Genomic DNA, 22,871 nt, shown 5'->3' with positions numbered 1-22,871 from the left:
CATCGCAATCGATGGAGGGATGGATGCCGACACACAGGCTGTCCATGCGGCGGATACGACATTTACTGACGATGCATTTTGGAGCGGGCGCCAGTGCCCGGTTGATCGCACGCGAGCTGGGCATCTCGCCCAGCACGGTGCGCGAGTATCTCGGCCGAGCCGTCGCGGCCGGGATCACCTGGCCGTTGGATGTGGACGCGACCGACGAGATCCTGATGGCGCGCCTGTTCGTCAACGGCGGCGTGCGGCTTGGAGCGCGCTTCCATGCCGGACCCGACTGGGCGGTGCTGGCGCGCGAGCTCAAGCGCCCGGGCGTCAACCTGATGATCCTGTGGGAGGAATACAGAGGAACCCATCCTGAGGGTTATGCCTACAGTCGGTTCTGCGAACTGTTCCGCGATTTTGAACGGCGGTTGCCGCCGACAATGCGCCAGCAGCACGTGGCAGGGCACAAGGCGTTCGTCGACTATTCGGGCAAGCGGGTGCCGATCGCCGATCCGGTCACCGGCGAAGTGCGAATGGCGGAGATCTTCGTCGCCGTGCTCGGCGCTTCCAGTCTGACCTATGCAGAAGCAACCTGGCCGCAGGGACTACCCGATTGGGTGGGTGCGCACGTGCGGATGTTCCGCTACTTCGGTGCGGTTCCGCGCCTGATGGTGCCGGACAACCTCAAGAGCGGCGTCAACAAGGCCTCGTTCTACGATCCCGAGATCAACCGCAGCTATGCCGCGATGGCGGCTTACTACGGGGTCGGCGTCCTGCCAGCACGGCCGCGGCGCCAGCGCGACAAAGCCGCCGTCGAGGCGGGTGTGCGGTTCGCGCAGTCCTACATCGTCGGCCGCCTGCGCAACGTCACGTTCTTTTCCCTGGGTGAGTGCAACGCTGCGATCGCCATCGCCCTCGAGCGGATGAACGGTCGAGAAATGCGGCGCCTGGGCATCAGCCGCCGCCAGCTGTTCGAGACGATCGAGCGGCACGTCATGCAGCCCCTGCCGCAGGACGATTACGAGTATGCCGACTGGCACCTCGCCCGCGTCGGCATCGACTACCACGTCGAGGTGCAGAGCTTTTTCTACTCGGTGCCGCATGCGTTGATCCGCGAGCAGGTCGACACCCGTGCCACGGCCCGCACGATCGAGGTGTTCCATCGCGGCAAGCGGGTCGCAGCGCACGTCCGGCGCTATGGCGGACCGCGGCACGGCACCCAACCCGAGCACATGCCAAGCGCACATCGGCGCTACGCCGAGTGGACGCCCGAACGGCTGCAGCGCCAGGCCCGCGGCATCGGGCCGAACACCGAGGCGCTGATCATCGCCGTGCTCGCCCGCCGACCGCATCCCGAGCAGGGGTTTCGGACCTGCCTGGGTGTGCTGCGACTGTTCCGCGGCCTGGATGCAGTCTGGGTCGAGGCGGCCAGCCTGCGCGCCGTGGAGATCGGCGCCCTGGCCTATGCCTCTGTCGCCTCGATCCTCAAGCATCGTCTCGACCGACCCACGTCGCCGCAAGCCACGGACGAGACGCCACTGCTGCACGACAACATCCGTGGCTCCAGCTACTACCATTAGGAGATCGACCTTGCTTATTCACCCAACGCTCGACCTGCTCACCGATCTTGGACTGCATGGCATGGCCAAGGGATTCCGCGACATGGCGGACAATCCGGAGGCAGCCGCACTCAATCAGGCGGAGTGGCTCGCCATCCTGCTGGAGCGTGAGGTCACGCTGCGCCAGCAGAAACGGTTCGAGAGCCGGGCCAAGAACGCCAAGCTGCGTCACCAGGCGGCGATCGAGGACGTCGACTACCGGACCCCGCGCGGGCTCGACCGCACGATGTTCCTGGCAGTTGCCGGGTGCGACTGGATCCGCCAGCGCCGCCATTGCCTGCTGACGGGCCCAGCGGGCATCGGCAAGTCGTGGCTGGCCTGCGCGCTCGGCCAGAAGGCCTGCCGGGAAAACCTGTCAGTGCTCTACCAGCGCGTGCCGCGGCTGTTTGCCGCCCTGGCGCTGGCACGCAACGACGGCCGCTATGCTAAGCTGCTGCACCAGCTCGCCCGGGTCGACCTATTGATCCTTGATGACTGGGGACCAGAACCGCTGACACCGGAGCAGCAACGCGACTTGCTGGAAATCTTCGAAGACCGCTACGACGCCGGTTCGGTCATCATCACCAGCCAGGTGCCGATCGAACGCTGGTACGAGATCGTCGGAAATCCGACGCTGGCTGATGCGATCCTGGACCGCATCGTGCACAACGCGCATCGGATCGAGCTCAAGGGCGAAAGCATGCGCAAGAAACGAGTAACTGCTTGACCCCACCCGCACCCCTATGACATGAGCGAAATCGACCCGCGAGACGACACCACCCCGAGCGCCGTCAAATCGGAATGATGGGCGGCATCAAATCGGAACGGTGCGCAATACATGTTCGGAATACCCAAGCGGCATCGTCGGAATCCGCACACTTTATAGCGGAGATGAGCTTTTTGGGCTGAAGCTTAATGCGCTCGTCGCTAGAGTGACCATGCGATGATGTGAGCGGGCGCGATACGTCTCTTCGCCAGCCTGACGGCGATGCGTCTGATCTCCTGGATCGACCATCGGATCAACGGCGGTGCTGCATCCGTGCTGCTATTCGTTTGTTTTTTTTGGGTGCCGAGGTGTTTGCCTGGTGGCGGATGGCAGCCATCATGGCAAAGGCAAGCATCACGAGTGAAACATGGCGGTGCCAGCCATGCCAGGACCTGGTCTCGTTGTGGTCAAGACCGAGTTCATTCTTGGCGGTTTCGAAGCTGTCCTCGATCGCCCATCGATGCCCCTCGACCTGCACAAGCGTCTTCATGGTTGTCCCGACAGGACACCATGTTGAGAAGAAAGCCATGTCTGCGTCACCGATGTTGCGTCGGATGAGCAAGCCATGTGTCCACCTACCGGCACGGGCCTCATCGTGTTCGGCCGCATCGACATCAGCCAGTTCGCAATAAGCCCAATCGTGCAGTCGAGGACCTTTGGTGCCGTTTCCGGCCGACAAGCGTCGCCAGGCGGAGGAATCAAGATCACGAGCGATCTCCTCTGCTTGTCCTGCAACCGGCGGCTTGTCGGCCCGAGAGCCGAAGTGGTGGTCAGCATGGACGCCGAGCACGTAGCCGCGGCCTGCTCGCCGCAACGCCATCTCGATGTCGCTAACACCATAGACGCTGTCAGCCGCTACCCAGGCGAACCGCACTTCAGCGGCGATAGCGCGCTCGATCATCTGGATAGCAAGGCAAGGCTTGGTTGCGAAGGCTGTTCCATCGGGCACATGTGCCGCCGTCATCCGCGTAGCGTCACCGGTCCAAGCCTTAGGTAAATACAGGGCGCGGTCGATGAAGGCATGGCTGTGCCGCGACACGTAGGCTGCAAACACACCAATCTGGCAGTTGGTGATCTTGCCAGCAGAACCGGTATATTGCCGCCCTACGCCGCAGGTTGCACGGCCCTGCTTGGGCGTTGGTACATGGACCGTTCGGCTGACGCGTCTCTCCTGGCCTGATAGAGGTCTGGGATGCCCTTCAAGCACAACGCGTCCCGCCGCCACCACATCCCGAAGGCCCGTCGCCGGGTCATGAACTGGACTGCCTATGAGGCTGGTCTGCCGCAACGTGGTGATTTAACGTTGTGGCTGGACACGGCGGCCTTGTCTGGATGGCATGCCCCGCGCCGGACGACACCAGGCGGTCAACCGGTCTATGCCGAGGTGGCGATCGAGCTGGTGCTGACCCTGCGATTGGTCTTCCATCTGGCTCTACGCCAGGCAGAAGGTTTCGCGCGCTCGGTTCTGCGCCTACTCGGACTGGAACTTTGCGTGCCTGATCATTCGACCTTTTGCCGTCGGGGGCGCGCCTTTGCCGGGCGTCAACCGCGTGCCGCCCGGCGTGACGAACCCATTCATGTCGAGCTGGACAGCACGGGCCTGCAGGTCTTCAGGCAGGGCGAGTGGGATGCCGAGAAGCATGGCCTCACACCCAGGCAATGGCGAAAACTGCATCTGGCCGTCAATGCCGAGACTGGCGAAATCGTGGCGCACAACCTGACGGACAAGGATACCGGCGACATATCAGAAGTCGTGGGGCTGTTGGCAACGGTGGAGGGGAAGATCGCCAGCGTGATCGCCGACGGCGCCTATGATGGCACGTCCGTGTATGACGCTGCTGCCGCACGCCAGCATAACCCGCCACCTCATATCGTCATCCCGCCAAGAGCATCTTTGGTCATCAAAGCTGACGCCAACACCGAGACCGTTCGCAATCGTCATGTCCGGGACATTACCGAGAAGGGACGCATGGCCTGGCAGAAAGCCAATGGTTACGGCCGACGCAGCATCGTGGAGACGACGATCGGTCGCTACAAACACATCATCGGTCCGACGCTCAGAGCGCGGTCGACCGCCGGTCAGAAAGCTGAGGTCGCCATCGCCATCTGGGCCCTCAACCAAATGATCCGATCGCCAAGCCCATCTCCGTTCCCACTGTCTGAAGCGATCACCGGGTAGGGCAAGCTCTTGCCTCCCGCCCGGTCCACGCAACAACGCCGCACTACGCGCCAGGTAAATAGACGGATCCAAGGATTTAGACTGGGGAGTGTAGATGAAACCTTCGATGCAATTTAAACTTTAGCATCGCAAATCTTTACCTAGCCAGCCTCACTCCGACAGGCTTGCGAATTTAATTAGGGGAATGTTAGCTTTCTCCTCGGTGTCTATATTGCGCAATAAGGCGGTTCTAAATGACGGAATCTGAGACCCATCTCGAAGGTCGTACACAAGTGGAGCCTGTCAGGGAGCTTATAAAAGCATACGACAACGTTACCCCGTTTGTACCAAGACGTATGAGCATCTCGATTGCGCTCAAACACAATGAACTTGTTCATAAGGGTGGCCTTTATACTGGCAACGGTGATTTTTTCGGCCATCGAGTTATTGTGTCCTTGGAACAGGCAATACACTTGCGCCCGGCGTTTAATATATTCACTGGCAACGAGATGACGCGCTTCGACATCAAGGTTAAACCCAGCCTAGTCCTATGCCTGCCGCTGAAACCGAACCTCGATTTAAACTTGCCGGAAGTTGAAGTCGCCGTCCTAGTGAAAGCGTTACTTCAGGGTAGAACCGTCGCAATTTATGGTGTCCATATTGATCATCCTGGGGAGATCTTCGAAGCCTGCATTCGTCCTGCATTCATAGATTATGAAGACTAGCTGGTGCAATGTTCAATAACGGTATATGGCGCAAAGCATCTACCTGTCGGTGGATCCGAAGCCTAGTTAGTGCTGATCGACGCTACGCAGGCCGTAGGCTAAAATTGGTCAGCTCCCAGCTAAGAATTTGGCAACGCCCCTAATGGTAGCGTGAGTTGCCAGTTGAGCTGAACGCACGTGGCCTGAAATTAAGGGGAGCTTTGGACTTCTGCGCGGAGCTCGAAGGAATTTGTTCAGCGATGCGTCATCACCATTGTATTGGTGAACAAGACCCTCGTGCTTTGACAAAGATGCTCAGGTCCGTCCGGCTAGCAGAAAAAGCTGGTTTGCGCCAGCTGCAGGGCGAAATCAATTTGCCCAAGGTCATCAAGGCATCACATCCCGGAACAGCGTAAAGCGATTTAGCCCGCACGCACTTGAGGCCGTTTACTCACCGCTCCGCTGAACGCCTTATAGTCTGTGGTGTCTCTACATCAGGCAGCCAGGCTCGGCGGCAAGAAACTCATGAATGACGCCGCTGCAGGCATTGGTGCAACAACGACTGTATCAGACTGCTGGTTATTGCCTGCGGGCCAGGAGCAGTCATCCAGAGCAGCACAATATAGTTCAGCCCAAGGCACCACAATGGGTTCATCTCAACCGGCCTGTGGTTGACGGTGCGCGGGTTGACCTATTCAGCAGGCCGCAACCGGAGTTGCGGCCTTTCCCACTTGGTCGCGGTCTCGGGGTTGATGCAGCAGCCTATAAAACCGGCTTATTAAGTCCTTTTATAGCAGACTTTATTAAGTTTCAGGGATCCGATGGGTCGTCGATAAAGCTGGAACTTAATGGCTGGTGAGGCCCACTCGCCCAGAAGTAGATGATGTTTGGAGAAGGAGGAACCTCACCGCTTGAAATCGTCCCATAGTCACCGGGTTTGGCGAGTCAAATTTACTTGATCGAATCAGGTGGCATCGGTAAGCTGTAAATCGCAATAGTTAGGAAGCGCGAGATCCTCTCGGGTCGGCATAGAATTCTGCTCACCAGCCGGTCGAAAGATCGGTCGGACGCGCCAAAGTATACCGAAGTATATCCACACGTAGCAGAACAAAGTGGATTGAACCGTTACGTCGTGAACCTAACAAGTTACGAATATAGTATTGATACAGTCTAAACTAATGTGTAACTATGGTCCGGAGGATTTCGTGGGTGAGCCGAGTTCTTCTGATAACCGACAACCCGGAACAAGCTTCATTACTCCACAACATTCTTCGCGTCTCCAAATACGGGCCGTTCAAGCTTTGCTGGCTCAGGACCCTAAAGGATGCTCTCAACCAGCCGGATCCAGGCGTCACCGATGTGATTGTGGTAGATCTGACGCTTGAGGATAGCGTCGGCATCGTCACCTACGAGCGGCTGGTTGCAGTGTTCCCGCACGTACCGATCATAATCATCTCGGCCAATGAAGATGAGGATCTGGCACTCCAGGCGCTCAGTCGCGGCGCGCGTGCCACCTTGACGCAAGCCGATTTCTCCGGGAGCGTGATCCCGCAAACGCTTCGCAGCATAATCCAGCGCAGCGCGTTTGAGAAAGCCTATTACAAAGAGAAAGCCCGAGCCGCGATCATTCTCAACTCGATGGGCGATGCGGTGATCAGCGCCGATCTTGAAGGCCGGATCGACTACCTCAACACTGCTGGAGAATATCTGACCGGCTGGCTGCGGGAGGAGGCGAACGGACATCCGATCGACGATGTGCTCCATATCATTAATTCTACCACGCGGCGATGCGAGCTAAGTCCGATGTTGCGAGTGTTGCAAAACAACGAAGAAATGGGCCTGCAACCTGACTCGGTCCTGGTTCGGCGCGATGGGACGGAGGTCCCGATCGAAGACTCGGTATCCCCTATTCATGACTGGACTGGCCAGATCGCCGGGGTCGTCATGGTGTTCCACGATGTCGGCGCGGCCAGGGCGATGACCCAGAAGATGGTCTACCTGGCGCGGTATGACTTCCTGACCGACCTCCCAAATCGGGTCGTGCTTAATGATCGCATTGCCCAAGCAATCAGGAGCGCAGAGCGGCGCCGGAGCCTGCTTGCCGTGCTGTTCCTCGACCTGGACGGGTTTAAGCACGTCAATGATTCCCTGGGCCATGAATGCGGCGACCGTTTGCTGCAGTCGGTTGCCCGCCGTCTTACTGATGTAGTCCGCAAGTCCGACACCGTCAGCAGGCGCGGTGGCGATGAATTCATTGTTCTGCTCAATGACATCAAGGGACCAGAGAACGCGGCCGCCATCGCTAAGAAGATCATCGCATCGCTGAAGCTGTCGCATCCGGTTGGAGGAACCGAGGCCTACGTCACGGCCAGTGTCGGTATCAGCATTTGCCCAACCGACGCAAACGATCCAGAGACGCTGATCAAGAGCGCGGATACCGCGATGTATTATGCGAAGGCACATAGTGGCGACAACTACCAGTTCTTCGACAAGGACATGAATACGCGCGCGGTTGAGCGCCACTTTATCGAAAGCCATCTTCGACAGGCTCTGGAAGCGCAGGAATTTGTCCTGCACTACCAGCCGCTGGTCAATCTTCGGTCGGGCCTGATCACTGGTGCAGAGGCGCTGCTGCGATGGAACAGCTCCGAACGTGGCTTGGTGTTTCCACCGGATTTCATCGCGGTTGCTGAAGACAGCGGCCTGATCGTGCCAATCGGGCGATGGGTGTTTCTAGAAGCTTGCACGCAGGCCAGGCGGTGGCTGAACGCCGGCCTCCAACAGATCTCAATAGCTATCAACATCTCTACAGTAGAGTTCCGCCGGCGTGACTTCCTGGCTGGTGTTCGCTCGATCATCGAAGGCACTGGGGTCGATCCCAAGTTCCTGCAGCTGGAAATCACTGAAAGTGCACTGATGCAGGATTCCAAGGCAGGCGCTTCAATCCTCCGCGAGTTGAAGGCACTCGGGCTGCAGATTGCTTTGGATGATTTCGGAACCGGCTACTCGAGCCTGAGCTATTTGAAGCAGTTCCCGATCGACATCCTCAAGATCGACAAATCGTTCGTCCAGGACATCAATGGCGGTAACGAGGACGGCATCATCGTCAGTGCGGTAATCGGCATGGGGAATAGCCTCAAGAAACGGGTCATTGCTGAAGGAGTCGAAAATGTTGCGCAACTGGATTTCCTGAACGCTCTTCAGTGCGAGGAAGGCCAGGGCTACCTGTTCAGCCGCCCCGTCCCGGCTGACGCGTTTGCGGCATTGCTGTCGGATGGCATATCCCAAAAACTCGAAGTGGCCCGGAGGTTTGCATTCTAACGAGGAGCAATTCGGATCGACCGATAGCCTAGTATGTAGACGGTGATGCTCGGCTTGCACTGTTTTCGATGTTCACTGGTCCAGGCATTCTATGATTCTGCACGCCAAACAGACGGTTGGCGACGGATTTACCTAAGATAGGATAGATGCCCCCTTTATTCCATCACTGGTCACGCTCTATGGACAATACCAAGCTTAGGTCTGAGATGTTGCAGGCGGCCCATGGCGGCCGGGGTGCGACTGTGTTGATCGTCGATGACGAGCCGACTATACGTATGTTGGTTACCGAGATGCTGGAGGACAGCGGCTACACGGCCATTGAGGCCGCTGATGGTCCGGCAGGGTTGAAGGTGCTGCAATCCGACTGTCGTATCGACCTTCTTGTCACGGATTTTGCATTGCCAGGCGGCTTGAACGGGCGGCAGGTTGTCGATACCGCCCGGGTAATTCGGCCGGACCTCAAAGTCCTCTTCATTACCGGCTACACGGAAGATGTGATTCTCCGTAACGGGACCTTGGACATGAATATGCTTGTACTTACGAAGCCATTTTCCCTACGAGTTCTGGCAAAAAGGATTCGAAGCCTTATTGATGCTTAAGGTCGTAAGATGGCACTCTCGGCAAAGACATGCCTCGATTTCCTGTCCGACGGGGTCTTGTGCACGATTTGTCTGCCCGCCGGTGCGGTTTAGGGCAGGTCATACGTCCTGAGACCGGCCGTGATGAATCCACCCTCGATACGATAATCGTGTTAACGTGAAAGGAATTCTGTTAGTGACACATATTTCTACATGTGATGCCTTTCGGATCGGGTAATTGATAAGACTACCACCGCGTCTCAAAAGTTGGACTCCGAATAATCAATAAACATTAAAGTTTATCCTGGTTTCCTGACGTATTCCTAGACTGTTCATAAAAGTGTTATAGATTGATTTGCGATAAGCTGGGACTGATGTACGTACATGTATTTGGCGGATCGCCTCGGGATTTTGAACAATGACTCTTCAGAAAGAATATCCGGTTTGCTCACTCGACTTGAACACGGGCTGAAGTGTAGTGACTCCATTTCTTCAGCATTTTCCCAACGCTAAATTAGGTGTTGGCGAAACCGCCGGCGTATCTTCCAGTGCGTTCCAATACACTCTGCTGCGAGCGCTTGCCGGAAATGTCCCACATCGCATCTATGCAAAAGATACGATGGGCCGGTTCATCTTTGCCAACGGGGCGGTGGCCCGGGGCATGGGCGTGTCCGACCCTGTGGAGCTGCTAGGTAAAACCGATTTCGACTTTTATCCACTTGAGCTGGCAACTGAATACCATAGACAGGAACAGGAAATCTTAAGGGATGGGCGCTCGATCCTTAGTCAGGAAGAGCATGCCCGATATCTGCTACTTAAAGACGAAGCCTGGATGATAACAACAAAGGTAGCGGTGCGCGGCGAAACCGGCCAGATCATTGGGCTGGTGGGGATCAACTATGAGATAACGACGCAAAAGGCTGCCGCACTGGCGCTGCAGGCTGCTCACGCGCAAGCAGCGGAAGCAACTAACCGACTGAAGGCTACCGTTGCACGGCTGGATCTTGAGGTGAGAGAGCGACAACGCTTCGAACAGGATCTGCGCCATCAAGTATTGCACGACAACCTTACCGGCCTGCCAAACCGGGCATTGTTGATGGACCGGATCGAACAGGCGATTGAGGTCGCAGGCCTGCAAGAACTGCAGCTGACGCTTTTATTTCTTGATCTTGACCGCTTCAAGATCGTCAACGACAGTCTCGGTCACGCCGCCGGTGATGAGTTATTGCGTATCGTGAGCCGACGGATCATCCGCTTTTTGCGCCCGGGCGAGACCTTCGCGCGCCTTGGCGGCGATGAGTTTGTTCTGTTGCTAGCAAAGCCGATGTCTGTTGAAGCGCTGGCAGACTTGACTAACGATCTGTCCCGCATCGTGACCAAGCCGGTACACATTGCTGATCGCGAACTTTCTGTCACGTTTAGCCTGGGCTATAGCGTCTACCCAGAGGACGGCGAAGACGCGACCACGCTGCTCAAACATGCCGATGCCGCAATGTATGATGCCAAAAAGGCGGGCGGAAACAGGATCCGACGCTACGCGGCCGGCCTGAGTTCGCAAAACGTCGAGCGATTGGAGGTCGAGACCCAGTTGAAGCAGGCTCTGCGACGAGACGAGTTCTTGCTGCATTACCAGCCGCAGATTCAGATCGCCAGCGGTCACATCGTCGGTGTAGAGGCGCTGGTGCGTTGGCAGCATCCGGTGCGGGGATTGGTGCTTCCAATCGATTTCATTCCGCTTGCCGAAGAGTCTGGGCTGATCGAGGCGATTGGCGAATGGGTACTTCGCAACGCTTGCGCCCAGGCTGCCGCGTGGCAGCGGAGCGGATTGCCAGCTGTACGCATCGCTATCAACGTTTCGGCGCGCCAGTTCCACGACCCCGAGCTAGTAGCGGTGGTTGCCCAGGTGCTTGCTGACAACGGACTCGATCCTGAGCAACTGGAACTAGAGATCACCGAGAGCATGTCAATGAAGGATCCGGAAGAAAGCTCTCGCATCCTGACCAGCTTCAAGGCCCTCGGCATTAGCATCGCTATCGACGATTTTGGTACTGGCTATTCTAACCTAGCCTATCTGCGCCAGTTTCCTGTACGCTGTATCAAGCTGGATCGTGCGTTCGTTAGCGAGCTTGGTTCCCAATCGAGCAGTGACGCTATCGTTGAAGCGATAGTTGCCATGGCCCACAAGCTCGATCTTCAGGTTGTTGCCGAGGGTGTCGAGACCGCTGAGCAACGCGACCATCTACTACGCTATGGATGCGACGAGCTGCAAGGTTATTGGTATTCACGGCCAGTCGATGCGGCCACGTTTGGCGTTCTGCTGCAAGACCAACATGAACTTGAACGTGGTTCTTACCTAGACGTAGCGGTGTGCAATGTCGGACAAATCGAACAAAATAGTAACAAGCCATAAATGCAAAACTTAGACAGTCGAGTCCGACATCAGATGCGAATGACGCCCCTTCCATGACCTTTGCTACGCCGAATTCGTCAAAGAGGTCACGTTTTAAATGTCCATCAGGTAGGCGTAGAGTTTCTGGATTCACCTGTGGCTCTATTATGGTGCCGAGATTTGCAGGATCTGTCCGATGTGGACCGGCGAGAACCCTGTCTGGTATGAACGCAGCAAGGTCAGCTCTCCCGGTTATCTGGCAGGGCCGCTTTCGGCAAGATCACTCAACTTTTCTCCTTTGGCTCTGTCGCGAACCCACGTTCGGCAACATTATTGCGCCGGAGATCAGCTAGCCGCAGGTAGGCCAGCGCCACCTGGGGGGTATTGTGCCCTGTCCGCCGCATGAAATCCGCAGAGCGGCTCCAAGGTTACCATACGCGGTGACCAGGCAGCGCGCAACGAGTGGCCGCTGTAGCACTCCAGATGGCGTGGCACGTTAACTGGTAGAGTTTGGAAGTAGGCTTGGAGCAATTGGGTTGACACGATCACCCGGTGCTTTGGACACATGTTTCCTGTGTCCATATTTTGAAAGCTTTGGCATGCATCGCACGATAGCGGCCTGCCGTCATCAGGTGGCGTCGCGGTCGGAAGTGCCCGGAGATGAAGGCGTGAGCGGAGAGGAAACGCTGTGCATGCCGCGTCGACTTGAAGCGCTGTATGTGCCGCTCTCGTCGCCTGGTTGGACGGTGAGAGTCTTCAGCCCGGTTGTTCAGGTAACGGTTTTCGCGGTGCTCGGCATCGGGCAGCAGCTCGCGTCTCGCCACCCCGTAGCTCTTCAGCTTGTCCGTCACCATGCACCATGACGCGGAGCGTATAAGATAGACCATTCAGCAGGCGCTTGAAGAAGCGCTTTAATGCTGTGCCATCCCGGCGACTTTGCACCAGGATGTCCAGCACGACGCCGTTCTGGTCGACAGCGCGGCAAAGATAGCGCAGCTCTCCCTGGATGCGGATGAAGACTTCATCGAGGTGCCATTTGTCACCCCGGGCGAAGCCGCCGTCGACGGATGCGGCCCGTGAAATGCGAGCCGGACTTCAGACACCATCGCCGGATGCTCTGATAGGAGACGATGACGCCACGCTCGGCCAGCAGGAGCTCCACGTCTCGAAAGCTCAGGCTGAACACGTGATAGAGCCACACGGCGTGGCTGATGAGCTCGGCCGGAAAGCGGTGACGATGGTGCGGATCAGGCGGCGTCTTCATCCAGCTATCCTCGCTCGGACCGCAGCTGAAGGCCAGTTGACGTGACAATGCCGACCTGCTGGCAGCTTGCGTACTTCAGTCATTCCGATAGAAATCTGATTGATGCAAAATAACGCAAACTTATAAATCGATTTGGAGAGTCTGCGTGATTTTGAGACATGCCATCGGCGGGCTTTATGTTACCGCAACTCTACTTCTCCTAACTGCGTGTGAGGAAAGAATTGTCAGTCATCCCAATTAGATAGAGGCCATAATCGATACAGGTGCGCCTTATCCTCCCCTGATGGAACGTAAAGGCATACAAGACTACGTTGTCGTCGATTGCAATATAGACGTAAAAGGTGTTCCTCAAGACTGTAAAACCGTTTCCACGACGAATGTCGGTTTCAACGCCGCTACGCTAGCAGCAGCTACCCACAGGCGCTTTCGCGCTAATGTCCCTGGAGCCTTACCAGTTTCACATAATATATTTACGCTGGAATTCAGAATTGGTAGATGAAAACGCAATAGATTGTCGGGTGCTCTGCGAGAGCTTTGTAAGCTCAGGTTAGCTTTCCATTGTCGATACCGACCATTGCATCTGCCAGCGCGCCGATTCCCTCGAACACCCTGACCCCGTCACGCTCAACCTCCTGTGCGGTGATGGCAATCACCCAACCCCAATCATCGACGAGCTCGCCCACATAGGCGCCGCTGGCATCTCGCCCAAGCCGGAACCTGTAAACCTCCCCGGGCGCGCTCATCCAGATATCCCCCGCCGGCCTTTGGTGCGCAGCTCATGGGCCCGGCGCCGGAACTTCTCTTCCATTACCGGCTCCCCTCTGGCTCTGGCCGCATCGGCAAAGCGGGTAAGGACTCTTGCCGCATCGAGAAGCTGTGCCGGCGACGGCGGGTCCAGTGGCGCTATTCGGAAACCTGGGGCACGGCGCTCTTGCTACGGGTCATACTTTCAGATCATAGCCGCTGTACGTTTGCTACGCCTGCACTCGACCATAGCCCAGGCCTCAGCCAGGATCTCGTCTGCGCGGTCAAGGAAATGGGTCATCTCCGTTTCAGTCCGGGCATGCCGGGCGGCATGGCGGCGAAGCTCGATCGCTACCTCAAGCAGTTCGTCCGAGGTGAAGGCGGGGAGAGCGCATTTGTCCATCATCGGTAAGCAACACCTTCAAGCATCGTCCCAGCCGTAATCGCACCCCAAGTTTGTGGGTCACTAGGTCGGAGCGGACCGCGACCCTCAGCTGCCGGCTGTGGATGCCGCGGCTGGCTTCGTCCGACCTGTATCGGCTTCGGATCGGGCACTCCAAGGCATCGGGCCACGTGATATTGGCAGGACTTCCCAGTGGCGCCGATCCGCGTGCCGATATCGTCCCACGATAAGCCGGCGGCTCGCTCATCCAGCATAAGGCGGTCCTCTTCGGCACTGAAACGGCGATGTGAGCTCATGCAGTCACCTGCGCACACATCGTGCCCAGCTGCGTCTGTGCCCGCTGGCGGCGCTCCTGCGACGGAACACCTGTGGCGCTGCCGTCGAGGTTCCTGCGTTCCTCGCCGTCGGCCAGGGCGCTGAGGTAGCCGGCCCACGTCACCCACCGTTGGATTGCCCGCCTAATCGCGGTGGTGGTGAGACCCTCTTACCATGCCGGCGCGGATTTGCACGGTGACGCTGATCGCCAGGGGCACCAGAGATGATGTTGCTGACCGGCGGCCGCAGCATGGTAGGAATCGAGGGAGCCTCAGACATCGGGTGCATGCCCTCTCTTGGGGTCAGGCGCGGGCGGGAGGGCATTCCCGTCCGTGCCGACCTTGCCCAGCCAGTAGTGGCTGGGCTCACCGGGCTTAACCGCCCCGGCGCGGATGGCCCGTATCCGCCCCAGGCCCCGCGCAGCGCGGCGACCCGGATCGGGTGAGCAATCTGTTTCCGTCAGTTCGCCGGGCGGTGTCGGCGGTGCTGCACGTCGGCATCACGAGCCAGGAGCAGGGCCGTCTGAGCATAGCCAGCACGGGCTCAAGCCGATGCAGCATCGCGCAGCAAGCACTCACGAGCTGCGAGGGCGAGCGGCGTGTAGGCCGGTGCATTTAGGGTCGCCGGCATTGGCGGGATGGCGATCGCGGGGTTCATACCGACGCCCCGTCCGTGTCCTGGCGGCGCTCGATGCCGTCCCATGGTGCTGTCAGCGCATCGATAGTCTGCCGGTCCTGCTTGGCCGCGTCGCGGAACCCGAAGCACCAGCCGATGACGAAGGTCGCCACCGCACCCACGAGCATGAGGAGGACGCTGACCATCTCAGTTCGCCAGCGCTAGCAGAGCGGCCTCAGGGGCGAACAGCGCCTTGTGGGCCCGCAGAAAATGTCCGCGGCGGCGGTTCATGGTGCCGAAGGCCGCGCTGCGGCGGCGGACGACGTAGCGATCCGACGAGATAGCCCGGTCGTGCCGGTCGTTGCGGCTGATGCGGTTGACCTCGCCTACGGCGGCCTTCGCTTCGCCGTAGGCCTTCCAAGCGTCGGCAATCTCGAAACGGACAAGCTCGAGAGTACGAGCGGCCATCTGCCGGGCAACGGTCAGCGGGTCCTGCTTCGTCATGAATGCAGCGTAACCGATGCGAGGACCCCACCTCGCGGTATGACATTGAGATGAGTGACACTGTCCTGGCATGAGGGCGGGCAGTTCGTTGGATAGTGACAGGCATCAAGGCAGTGATCAGAGCAGGCATCAGGGAGATGTCTATCGTCGGATCGAGGTCATTACCGGCACTGTCCGCCGTCGGCGTTGGACGGCGGCGGAGAAAGCTCAGATCCTGATGGAGAGCCTGACGCCTGGTGCGCAGGTCTCGGAGGTTGCACGACGTCACGATATGAACCGAGGACTGCTGCAGACGTGGCGGCGGCAAGCCATGCGCCAATCGCCTGGGCAGGTTGGGACGTTCGTTCCTGTTCGCTGCGACGACCCCACGGCACCTGTATCGCCTGTATCAGCGACCAGGTCGGTGGCCTCGGCGCCGTCCGATCCGCCAGGATGGATCGAGGTCGAGATCGGTCGAGCACGTGTGCGGGTCCGCGGCGCCGTCGATCTCGAGGCGTTACGCCAGGTCCTGACCATCATCGGCCACATCCGTTGATCCTGGGCATTCCAACCCGTCCGGGGTTGCGGATCGTGGTTGCTGCCAAACCGGTAGATTTCCGCAAGGGCATGGACGGCCTGGCGGTGCTGGTGACCCAGGCGCTGGCAATGGATCCGTTTGCGGGCGATATTTTCGTTTTCCGGGCCAAGCGTGCGGACCGGATCAAGCTGCTGATCTGGGATGGCTCGGGCCTGTGTCTGGTGACCAAGCGCCTCGAGGCCAAAAACTTCACCTGGCCTCCGGTTCGTGACGGATCCATCGCCTTGAGCACGGGTCAGCTCAGCATGCTGTTCGCCGGGTTGGACTGGACAGCAACTGCCATGCGCCCAGCGGCGACGATGGAAAATCTGCAAGCTGGTGCATGATCGTTCTCGCGAAATGGCGTATAAGTTTGGTACGCTGCAGGCGTGCCCGCTGCTGAAACCTCGACACGAGAACCTGATGCGCTGATCGCGCTGGTGACGGGACTGCGTGAGGAGAATACCAGCCTGCGCGCGCTGGTCGAGACGCTCAAGCGTGCGCTGTATGGTGCGCGGTCAGAGAAGCTGGAACCGGTATCTGATCAGCTATTGCTGGGCCTGGGTGATCTCTCCACGGCCCTGGTCGAGCTGCCAAAGCTGATCCAGCCGCGGCGTCTGGATCAGTCGACACGACCCAGGTCCACACGCAATATCGGCCACCTGCCTGCTCATCTGCCCCGCGACGAGATCGTCATCGAGCCGACGGTCACGGCGTGTCCATGTTGTCAGGGCAAGCTGCACCTGATCGGCGAGGATATCAGCGAGATGCTCGATATCGTCCCGGCGCTGATCCGCGTCCGCAGGATCCGCAGGCCACGTTACGGCTGCCGGGCTTGCGCCGGAGCCATCGTGCAAGCCAGCGCACCGCCACGGCCACTTGATGGCGGACTGCCGACCACGGCCCTGCTGGCGCACATCGTGGTCTCCAAGTTTGCCTGGCATTTGCCACTGTATCGGCAGACCCAGATGCTGGCCGGGCATGGCATCAAATTGGATCGCTCGACGCTGGTGCATTGGGTGAGCCGCGCGGCCTGGTGGCTCAAGCCGCTGCACGAGCTGCTGGTAGCCACCGTGCTCGCTGCGCCGAAGGTGTTCTGCGACGATACGCCGCTGCCGGTGCTGGATCGCAACCGGACCCGGACACGGATCGCCCGGCTCTGGTCATATGCCACGGACGATCGACCCTGGCAGGGCCCGGCGCCGCCTGCCGTGGTCTATCTGTTTGCCGAGGATCGCAAAGGCCGCCATGTCGCCGAGCATCTGCTCGGGTTCAACGGGGTGCTGCAGGTTGACGCCTATGGCGGCTATGCCGCGCTGGCACGGCCTGAGCGTAGCGGTGGCGCCATCACGCTGGCGTTCTGCCTGGCGCACGCGCGCCGACGGTTTTTCGAGGTGCACAAGGCAACGGGGTCGCCGGTGGCGGCGGCAGCACTCGCGCGGTTTGCAGCCATCTATGCGATCGAGGCACGCATCCGCGGCACCAGCGCCCGCGAACGAGTGGCGATCCGACAGGCGGAGACCAGGCTATTGTTCGACATCCTCAAGCCTTGGCTGATGGACCGTCTGGCGGAGATCTCCGTGAAGGCGCCGCTGGCGCGGGCCATCCGCTACACGCTTGGCCATTGGGACGGGCTGACGATGTTCCTGAGAGATGGCCGGGTTGAAGTGGATAACAACACCGTCGAGAGGACGATCAGGCCGATCGCCCTGGGGCGGAAAAACGCCTTGTTTGCTGGAGCGGCCAGCGGCGGCCAAAGCTGGGCGGTGCTGGCGTCGTTGATCAACACCGCCAAGCTGCACGATCTGGATCCACACGCCTACCTGGCCGACGTGCTGGACCGGATGGTCTCCGGCCAGACGAAGAACAACGCCGTGCGTGAATTGTTGCCGTGGGTCTGGAAGGCGACGCAGGCCACCCGAACGGCCGCCGCGTGAAGCAGAAGCGCGAACCAGCCGCGCCGAAGGCCATGCGCCTGGAGGCACTCGATATCTGGCTGCGGCAGCTCGAGCCGTCACCGAAAGTCGACGGCGTTTCCATGCTCGATGGATACCTCACGGCAATCGCTATCGGCCCGTGCTCGATCCAGCCTGACGTGTGGTTCGTCGACCTGCTCGGGATCAACGGAATTGTTGGCTCTGCGTCGGGCCAGAGTCTCGCCGCCATGATGGCCATAGCCGACAGGTTCAACACGATCGGTGAAACACTGTCCCAGGCTCCGGACAGGAATGCGCCGATCTTTAAGAAAAAGGATGACGGCACTGTCCTCGCCGCCCCGTGGTGCATGGGGTTTCTCTCGGCGATGCGTCTGCGACCCAACGCGTGGCAAACCCTATGCGATTTGGAACGCACAGAGCACGGCCTCCTGCTCCCGATCCTGCTCCACTGCATCGATGAACATGGCAGTCCCATGCTGGGTCCGGCTCGCGCAGGATCAGAGACCAAGGACTTCCTACGAGATGCCTACCACGACATTCGGCTGGTGATCCCACAAATCCGGAACTACTGGATGCCAAAGCGACTCAAGGACCGCTGATCCGGTATCCTGCTTTGTGGTGTTCTCGCAGCGGTTACAATGCAGCGACGAGGACGCTGGCCGGGCGGAACATCGGGATCGAATGAAGCGGGTGGGCGGCTGCTTCGGGGTGGCGGGTCTGGTAGGACATGAAGGTTTGCCTTGCCATCTAAAGTGTCTGGAGATACGTATAGTGTCACCGGATATGAGATGCAACCTTTAATGTCGCTAGATACGAGAAGTGTCACCATAACAGCGGGTCAGATGAAGGCTGCCAGGGCCCTGCTTGGAATGTCAGGGGAGGGCCTGGCAGAACTGTCCGGCGTCAGTCTCGTGACAATCCGGCGGGCTGAAAGTGCGCGTGGCTTAGCCGGAATGATGCGGGCAAATGCTGACGCTATTCGTCGGGCGTTGAATGCCGCCGGCATCGAGTTTATTCCTGAAAACGGCGGCGGTGCTGGGGTGCGGCTGCGGAAGCCTGGCGAGCAACATTGAATCAGCAAGGTCAAATTTGATGCGCTATCGGCTTCACTTGACTTATCAGTTCAGCATCATTGTCCGAGCTATCACTGCAGGCCGGTAAGAGGTTCTGCAGGATCTGTTGCACCTCGGCAGGTAACCCTTGAGCCTAAGCGCGCGCTGTAGCAGCTGCGCCTCCATCTACAAGTTAGGAACCTACGCTTGAACTACCGCCAAGCAGCCAATCTGATGATCAAGAAGCACGGTAGAAATGCTAGACAGTTAGCAATGAAGCGGGCAGCTGAATTACGCGCCAAGGGTGAACTTGCCACCGCGGCCATATGGGTAAAGGTCAGCGATGAGGTCGCGGCACAGCAGGCTGCGCTGGATGGAGGGATAAGGGTTCTGATGGGACTATGAGGCCGTCAGCCACGCTGCCACTGCCGACTAGAAAGAGTCGACATGATGAGTGACCATATCGACCAGCTGCCGTTCAACATCTCCGACCCAATGGCTGTTATCGCGCCTGAAGTTGCCGATCAGGCCTTTGCCGCCGGTGTCCAGTTCGCCCGTACAATGACTGGTGCCGAAGAAGTAGCTTTCGTCCTGGCGCTGGGCGAGCAGGTGCTACTCATCCGCGATGCAATCATGGATGCCGGCTACCGGGCAACGAAAGCCCAGCTGGCAGGCAAGGCGTTCGGGGTCAAGTCCAAGACTGAATGGCGGCGGATCGTCAGTCCGGAATGGCCGGTGACGTGGTATCCCTCCGCCGGGTGCCGCCTTGTGGTGCGGTAGCTCAACTGTGAGTCTGCGCTCGTAAGGAGTCCTTATGAGCGCTCATAGCAGCACAGCATGCCGCAGATAACCTTGCTGACGGGTCCGGAGCGGCGACGTCGGTGGAGTTGGGACGAGCGTCGCCGGATCTTGAATGCGGCCTTCATGCCTGGCGCCGTTGTGGCGGACGTTTCCCGCCAGTTCGAAGTCTCGACAAGCCTGATCTACAAGTGGCGGCGACAAGCCATGACTGAGACGAGCATGTCGTTCGCACCGGCGGTTCTGCTGCCCGAGGCAGCACCCATCGCGTCTCCGGCCGACACGACAGCAATTACCGTGGAACTGGTCAACGGAACCCGACTGAGGATCGACGCCCAGGCGTCGCCAGCTTTGGTGACCGCCGCACTTCAGGCTTTGCGATGATCCCGATCGCCAGTGGGGTGCGCATCTGGATAGCAACCGGTCACACCGACATGCGTCGCGGCATGCCGGGCCTGGCGCTGCTGGTGCAGGAGGGATTTGGCCGCGACCCGTTCGCGGGCGACGTCTTTGTTTTCCGCGGCCGCACCGGTTCGTTGCTCAAGGCGCTTTGGCATGACGGGCTTGGACTGTCGCTGTATGCCAAGCGCCTGGATCGCGGGCGCTTCGTCTGGCCCCAGACGGTGGACGGCGTCGTAGCGCTGACAGCTGGCCAGATGAGCTATCTTTTAGAGGGAATTGATTGGCGCAATCCGCAGCAGACGTGGCGGCCGCAATCGGCGGGATAATGCGGTCGTCCTGGCCAGAAAAACGGGTACTATGCCGCCCTGATTTGTGATTGAATCACCAGCGTGGACACCGAGCTCGCCGCCCTGCCGGACGATATCGACACGCTCAAGGCAGCGCTGCTGGCAGCACGAGCCGATGTCGTCCGGGTCACTGCCGAGGCCGCCGCCGCGCTGGCGCGGCAGTCCAGCGACCAGGCCTTAATCGCCCATTTGAAACTGCTGATCGAGAAACTCCAGCGCGACCGCTTCGGGCCACGCTCGGAGCGCACCGCCCGCCTGCTGGAGCAGATGGAGCTGCAGCTGGAGGAGCTGGAAGCATCGGCCACCGAGGACGAGCTGGCTGCCGAGGCCGCCGCGGCCAAGACCACGGCCGTCACCGGCTTTACCCGCAAGCGCCCGGCCCGGCGCCCGTTTCCCGAACACCTCCCTCGCGAGCGCGTCGTCATCGCAGGTCCGTCGGCCTGCGCCTGCTGCGGCTGCACACGGCTGTCCAGGCTGGGGGAGGACGTCACGGAGACCCTGGAGGTCATCCCGCGCAGCTGGAAAGTCATCCAGCATGTGCGTGAGAAATTCTCCTGCCGCGATTGCGAGCGCATCAGCCAGCCCCCGGCGCCGTTCCACGTGACGCCCCGCGGCTGGGCCGGACCGAACCTGCTAGCCATGATCTTGTTCGAAAAGTTCGGCCAGCATCAGCCGCTCAACCGGCAGGCAGAACGCTATGCCCGCGAGGGTGTGGCGGTCAGCCTGTCGACCCTGGCCGACCAGGTCGGTGCCTGCACAGCCGTGCTGATGCCGCTGTTTGGGCGCTTGGCTGCTCATGTCATGGCGGCAGAACGGCTGCATGGCGATGACACCACGGTGCCGGTGCTGGCTCGCGGCAAGACCGACATCGCCCGTCTCTGGGTCTATGTGCGCGACGATCGGCCGTTCAACGGTCCCGCTCCGCCGGGCGCGGTGTTCCACTACTCGCACGATCGCGGCGGCGAACACCCGCAAAGCCATCTGGCAGCCTACACTGGCATCCTGCAGGCCGACGCCTATGGCGGCTATGGCAAGCTCTATGAACCGGGACGCAAACCCGGGCCGATCGTGGAAGCCGCCTGCTGGGCGCATGCACGTCGGAAGTTTTTCGTGCTGGCCGACCTTGCGAGCAGCGCGCGCCGCGCAGCGCACGGCAAGGCCCCAGCGGTTCTGTCGCCGATCTGCCTGGAAGCCGTGCAACGCATCGACGCCCTGTTCGACATCGAACGCGACATCAACGGCCACAGCGCTGCTGAGCGCCGGACGACCCGGCAGGCCTTGTCACTTCCCCTGGTGATGGACCTGCAGAACTGGTTGGGTCAGCAGCGAGCTAAGCTCGCGCGTGGCAACGACGTCGCCAAAGCCATCGACTACATGCTGAAACGCTGGACGGCGTTCACCCGGTTCCTGGACGATGGACGTGTCTGCCTCAGCAACAACGCGGCCGAACGCGCGCTGAGGGGTATCGCTCTCGGACGAAAATCCTGGCTGTTCTGTGGCTCCGATCGAGGCGGACAGCGTGCCGCGATCATGTACAGCTTGATCGTCACGGCCAAGATGAACGACATCGACCCGCAGGTTTGGCTGGCTGACGTGCTGGCCCGCATCGCGGAACATCCGGCGCAGCGCCTCGATGAGTTGCTGCCTTGGAACTGGGCCGCAGCCAAATCCAGCGCCGTCGATCAGGCCGCCTAACCCGCATCGCGGCTCGACGGGTTGCTGCCCTGGAACTGAATGGAGCAGGCTGTCAAACTGGCCGCATGAGCCCGAGCAAAGTCCCTGCCAACGACACCTCTGCTGCAGACAGCGTCAACCAGATCTGCACGGTCCAAATCGAACTGTTGGACACCGACCCGCTGATCTGGCGCGAGGTGGAGGTGCCGACCTCCATCACGCTCAAGGTGCTGCACGACATCGTTCAGATCACCATGGGCTGGCTCGACCAGCACCTGTGGGAGTTCACGATCGACAAGAAGATCTATGGGCTGCCGATGGATGAGGACCGGGGTTCCGCACCCCGCACCGAGGCGATCAAGGTCCGCTTACGCGACGTTCTGAAATCCCGCAAAACCAACATCGACTACCTCTACGACATTGGCGACAGCTGGCAACACTGCATCACCGTCACCAAAATCCGCCCCGGCCTGCACGACGTCTCCTACCCCCACTACGTCGGCGGCGAATGGGACTGCCCACCCGAGGACTGCGGCGGCATCCCCGGCTACTACCACTTGCTCGACGCCCTCGCCGACCCCGAGCACCCCGATCATGCCAGGGTCGCCGAATATCTGGAGGGCTGGAACCCCAAGAAGATCGACGAATTCCCCCTTAGGATAGCCCTTGGCCGCATCGCCAGTCGGCGCAATGCCGCTAGAACTAGGATCCTGAAAACATCACACGATCCCAGCAAATAGGAACATGTAAACTCAGCCGCG

24 protein-coding genes and 3 pseudogenes are annotated in these 22,871 nt (G+C 59.7%); 21 read left to right on the top strand and 6 right to left on the bottom strand.

Going from position 1 to position 22,871, the window contains the following annotated elements; genetic code table 11:
* Positions 1-44 precede the first annotated feature (44 nt).
* The gene (gene istA / locus HN018_RS22090) at positions 45-1,565 is read left to right on the top strand and encodes an IS21 family transposase (RefSeq protein ID WP_171837314.1); all 1,521 of its coding nucleotides are present in this window, start codon (positions 45-47) and stop codon (positions 1,563-1,565) included.
* A 10-nt stretch (positions 1,566-1,575) separates the two neighbouring features.
* Complete coding sequence (gene istB, locus HN018_RS22085) at positions 1,576-2,310, top strand: IS21-like element helper ATPase IstB (protein ID WP_171837299.1); 735 nt, start codon at positions 1,576-1,578, stop codon at positions 2,308-2,310.
* Between the two features lie 292 nt (positions 2,311-2,602).
* Here istB and HN018_RS22080 read toward each other — a convergent pair.
* Positions 2,603-3,481, bottom strand: a pseudogene (locus tag HN018_RS22080) (IS701 family transposase); the annotation flags it as partial.
* 60 nt (positions 3,482-3,541) lie between these two features.
* Between HN018_RS22080 and HN018_RS22075 the strand changes: the two are divergent.
* From HN018_RS22075 to HN018_RS22050, 6 genes and pseudogenes are all read left to right on the top strand, one after another.
* Complete coding sequence (locus HN018_RS22075; protein ID WP_171837300.1) at positions 3,542-4,528, top strand: IS5 family transposase; 987 nt, start codon at positions 3,542-3,544, stop codon at positions 4,526-4,528.
* A 233-nt stretch (positions 4,529-4,761) separates the two neighbouring features.
* Positions 4,762-5,232 (top strand): hypothetical protein, encoded by a 471-nt coding sequence (locus tag HN018_RS22070; protein ID WP_171837301.1) that lies wholly within the window; start codon positions 4,762-4,764, stop codon positions 5,230-5,232.
* Positions 5,233-5,740: 508 nt separating this feature from the next.
* Positions 5,741-6,070, top strand: coding sequence for a hypothetical protein (locus HN018_RS22065; RefSeq protein ID WP_171837302.1), 330 nt, complete (start codon positions 5,741-5,743; stop codon positions 6,068-6,070).
* Between the two features lie 350 nt (positions 6,071-6,420).
* Complete coding sequence (locus HN018_RS22060) at positions 6,421-8,532, top strand: GGDEF/EAL domain-containing response regulator (protein ID WP_239479389.1); 2,112 nt, start codon at positions 6,421-6,423, stop codon at positions 8,530-8,532.
* Between the two features lie 203 nt (positions 8,533-8,735).
* A pseudogene (locus HN018_RS22055) lies at positions 8,736-9,131 on the top strand (response regulator); the annotation flags it as partial.
* A 457-nt stretch (positions 9,132-9,588) separates the two neighbouring features.
* Positions 9,589-11,520, top strand: coding sequence for a sensor domain-containing protein (locus tag HN018_RS22050; protein ID WP_171837305.1), 1,932 nt, complete (start codon positions 9,589-9,591; stop codon positions 11,518-11,520).
* Positions 11,521-12,044: 524 nt separating this feature from the next.
* On the opposite strand, the pseudogene HN018_RS22045 reads toward HN018_RS22050, so the two are convergent.
* Positions 12,045-12,763: pseudogene (locus tag HN018_RS22045) on the bottom strand (IS6 family transposase).
* Between the two features lie 283 nt (positions 12,764-13,046).
* On the opposite strand from HN018_RS22045, the gene HN018_RS29500 reads away from it, so the two are divergent.
* Positions 13,047-13,262, top strand: coding sequence for an energy transducer TonB (locus tag HN018_RS29500; RefSeq protein WP_171837306.1), 216 nt, complete (start codon positions 13,047-13,049; stop codon positions 13,260-13,262).
* A 43-nt stretch (positions 13,263-13,305) separates the two neighbouring features.
* Here HN018_RS29500 and HN018_RS22035 read toward each other — a convergent pair whose 3' ends face one another.
* Positions 13,306-13,506 carry a hypothetical protein gene (locus HN018_RS22035; protein ID WP_171837307.1) on the bottom strand — a complete coding sequence of 67 codons (201 nt, stop codon included), beginning with the start codon at positions 13,504-13,506 and terminating at the stop codon, positions 13,306-13,308.
* Positions 13,507-13,541: 35 nt separating this feature from the next.
* Here HN018_RS22035 and HN018_RS22030 point away from each other — a divergent pair, with 35 nt between their 5' ends.
* Complete coding sequence (locus HN018_RS22030) at positions 13,542-13,919, top strand: hypothetical protein (protein ID WP_171837308.1); 378 nt, start codon at positions 13,542-13,544, stop codon at positions 13,917-13,919.
* A gap of 283 nt (positions 13,920-14,202) precedes the next feature.
* Here the strand turns inward: HN018_RS22030 and HN018_RS22025 are convergent, their stop codons facing one another.
* Entirely contained in the window at positions 14,203-14,349 is a 147-nt protein-coding gene (locus tag HN018_RS22025) for a ProQ/FINO family protein (RefSeq protein WP_171837309.1), read from the bottom strand.
* 99 nt (positions 14,350-14,448) lie between these two features.
* Between HN018_RS22025 and HN018_RS22020 the strand changes: the two genes are divergently transcribed.
* Positions 14,449-14,670, top strand: coding sequence for a hypothetical protein (locus tag HN018_RS22020; protein WP_172443528.1), 222 nt, complete (start codon positions 14,449-14,451; stop codon positions 14,668-14,670).
* A 208-nt stretch (positions 14,671-14,878) separates the two neighbouring features.
* Here the strand turns inward: HN018_RS22020 and HN018_RS22015 are convergent, their stop codons facing one another.
* Entirely contained in the window at positions 14,879-15,046 is a 168-nt protein-coding gene (locus tag HN018_RS22015; RefSeq protein ID WP_171837310.1) for a hypothetical protein, read from the bottom strand.
* A gap of 1 nt (position 15,047) precedes the next feature.
* Positions 15,048-15,344, bottom strand: a complete 297-nt coding sequence (locus tag HN018_RS22010) for a hypothetical protein (protein WP_171837311.1) — start codon at positions 15,342-15,344, stop codon at positions 15,048-15,050.
* A 70-nt stretch (positions 15,345-15,414) separates the two neighbouring features.
* On the opposite strand from HN018_RS22010, the gene tnpA (HN018_RS29495) reads away from it, so the two are divergent.
* From tnpA (HN018_RS29495) to HN018_RS21960, 10 genes are all read left to right on the top strand, one after another.
* Positions 15,415-15,879: an IS66-like element accessory protein TnpA gene (gene tnpA / locus HN018_RS29495; protein ID WP_171837312.1), complete on the top strand. Its 465-nt coding sequence runs from the start codon at positions 15,415-15,417 to the stop codon at positions 15,877-15,879.
* Between the two features lie 2 nt (positions 15,880-15,881).
* The gene (gene tnpB / locus HN018_RS22000) at positions 15,882-16,247 is read left to right on the top strand and encodes an IS66 family insertion sequence element accessory protein TnpB (RefSeq protein ID WP_239479410.1); all 366 of its coding nucleotides are present in this window, start codon (positions 15,882-15,884) and stop codon (positions 16,245-16,247) included.
* Between the two features lie 42 nt (positions 16,248-16,289).
* Positions 16,290-17,837 carry an IS66 family transposase gene (gene tnpC / locus HN018_RS21995; protein ID WP_172443527.1) on the top strand — a complete coding sequence of 516 codons (1,548 nt, stop codon included), beginning with the start codon at positions 16,290-16,292 and terminating at the stop codon, positions 17,835-17,837.
* Complete coding sequence (locus HN018_RS21990; RefSeq protein ID WP_172443526.1) at positions 17,834-18,436, top strand: UPF0149 family protein; 603 nt, start codon at positions 17,834-17,836, stop codon at positions 18,434-18,436. The genes tnpC (HN018_RS21995) and HN018_RS21990 overlap by 4 nt, the downstream gene beginning before the upstream one ends.
* 660 nt (positions 18,437-19,096) lie before the next feature.
* Entirely contained in the window at positions 19,097-19,294 is a 198-nt protein-coding gene (locus tag HN018_RS21985) for a hypothetical protein (RefSeq protein ID WP_171837652.1), read from the top strand.
* Between the two features lie 42 nt (positions 19,295-19,336).
* Complete coding sequence (locus HN018_RS21980) at positions 19,337-19,669, top strand: hypothetical protein (protein WP_171837651.1); 333 nt, start codon at positions 19,337-19,339, stop codon at positions 19,667-19,669.
* A gap of 57 nt (positions 19,670-19,726) precedes the next feature.
* Positions 19,727-20,071 carry an IS66-like element accessory protein TnpA gene (tnpA, locus tag HN018_RS21975; RefSeq protein WP_172443525.1) on the top strand — a complete coding sequence of 115 codons (345 nt, stop codon included), beginning with the start codon at positions 19,727-19,729 and terminating at the stop codon, positions 20,069-20,071.
* The gene (gene tnpB / locus HN018_RS21970) at positions 20,068-20,415 is read left to right on the top strand and encodes an IS66 family insertion sequence element accessory protein TnpB (protein WP_172443524.1); all 348 of its coding nucleotides are present in this window, start codon (positions 20,068-20,070) and stop codon (positions 20,413-20,415) included. The genes tnpA (HN018_RS21975) and tnpB (HN018_RS21970) overlap by 4 nt, the downstream gene beginning before the upstream one ends.
* Positions 20,416-20,478: 63 nt before the next feature.
* Positions 20,479-22,131 carry an IS66 family transposase gene (gene tnpC / locus HN018_RS21965; protein WP_172443523.1) on the top strand — a complete coding sequence of 551 codons (1,653 nt, stop codon included), beginning with the start codon at positions 20,479-20,481 and terminating at the stop codon, positions 22,129-22,131.
* A gap of 65 nt (positions 22,132-22,196) precedes the next feature.
* A complete protein-coding gene (locus HN018_RS21960) occupies positions 22,197-22,850 on the top strand; it encodes a plasmid pRiA4b ORF-3 family protein (RefSeq protein WP_172443522.1) in 654 nt (217 codons plus the stop codon).
* The last annotated feature ends 21 nt before the right edge of the window (positions 22,851-22,871 follow it).

The organism is Lichenicola cladoniae (assembly GCF_013201075.1).
Classification (GTDB): domain Bacteria; phylum Pseudomonadota; class Alphaproteobacteria; order Acetobacterales; family Acetobacteraceae; genus Lichenicola; species Lichenicola cladoniae.
This window is presented reverse-complemented; position numbering and strand designations above follow the sequence as displayed.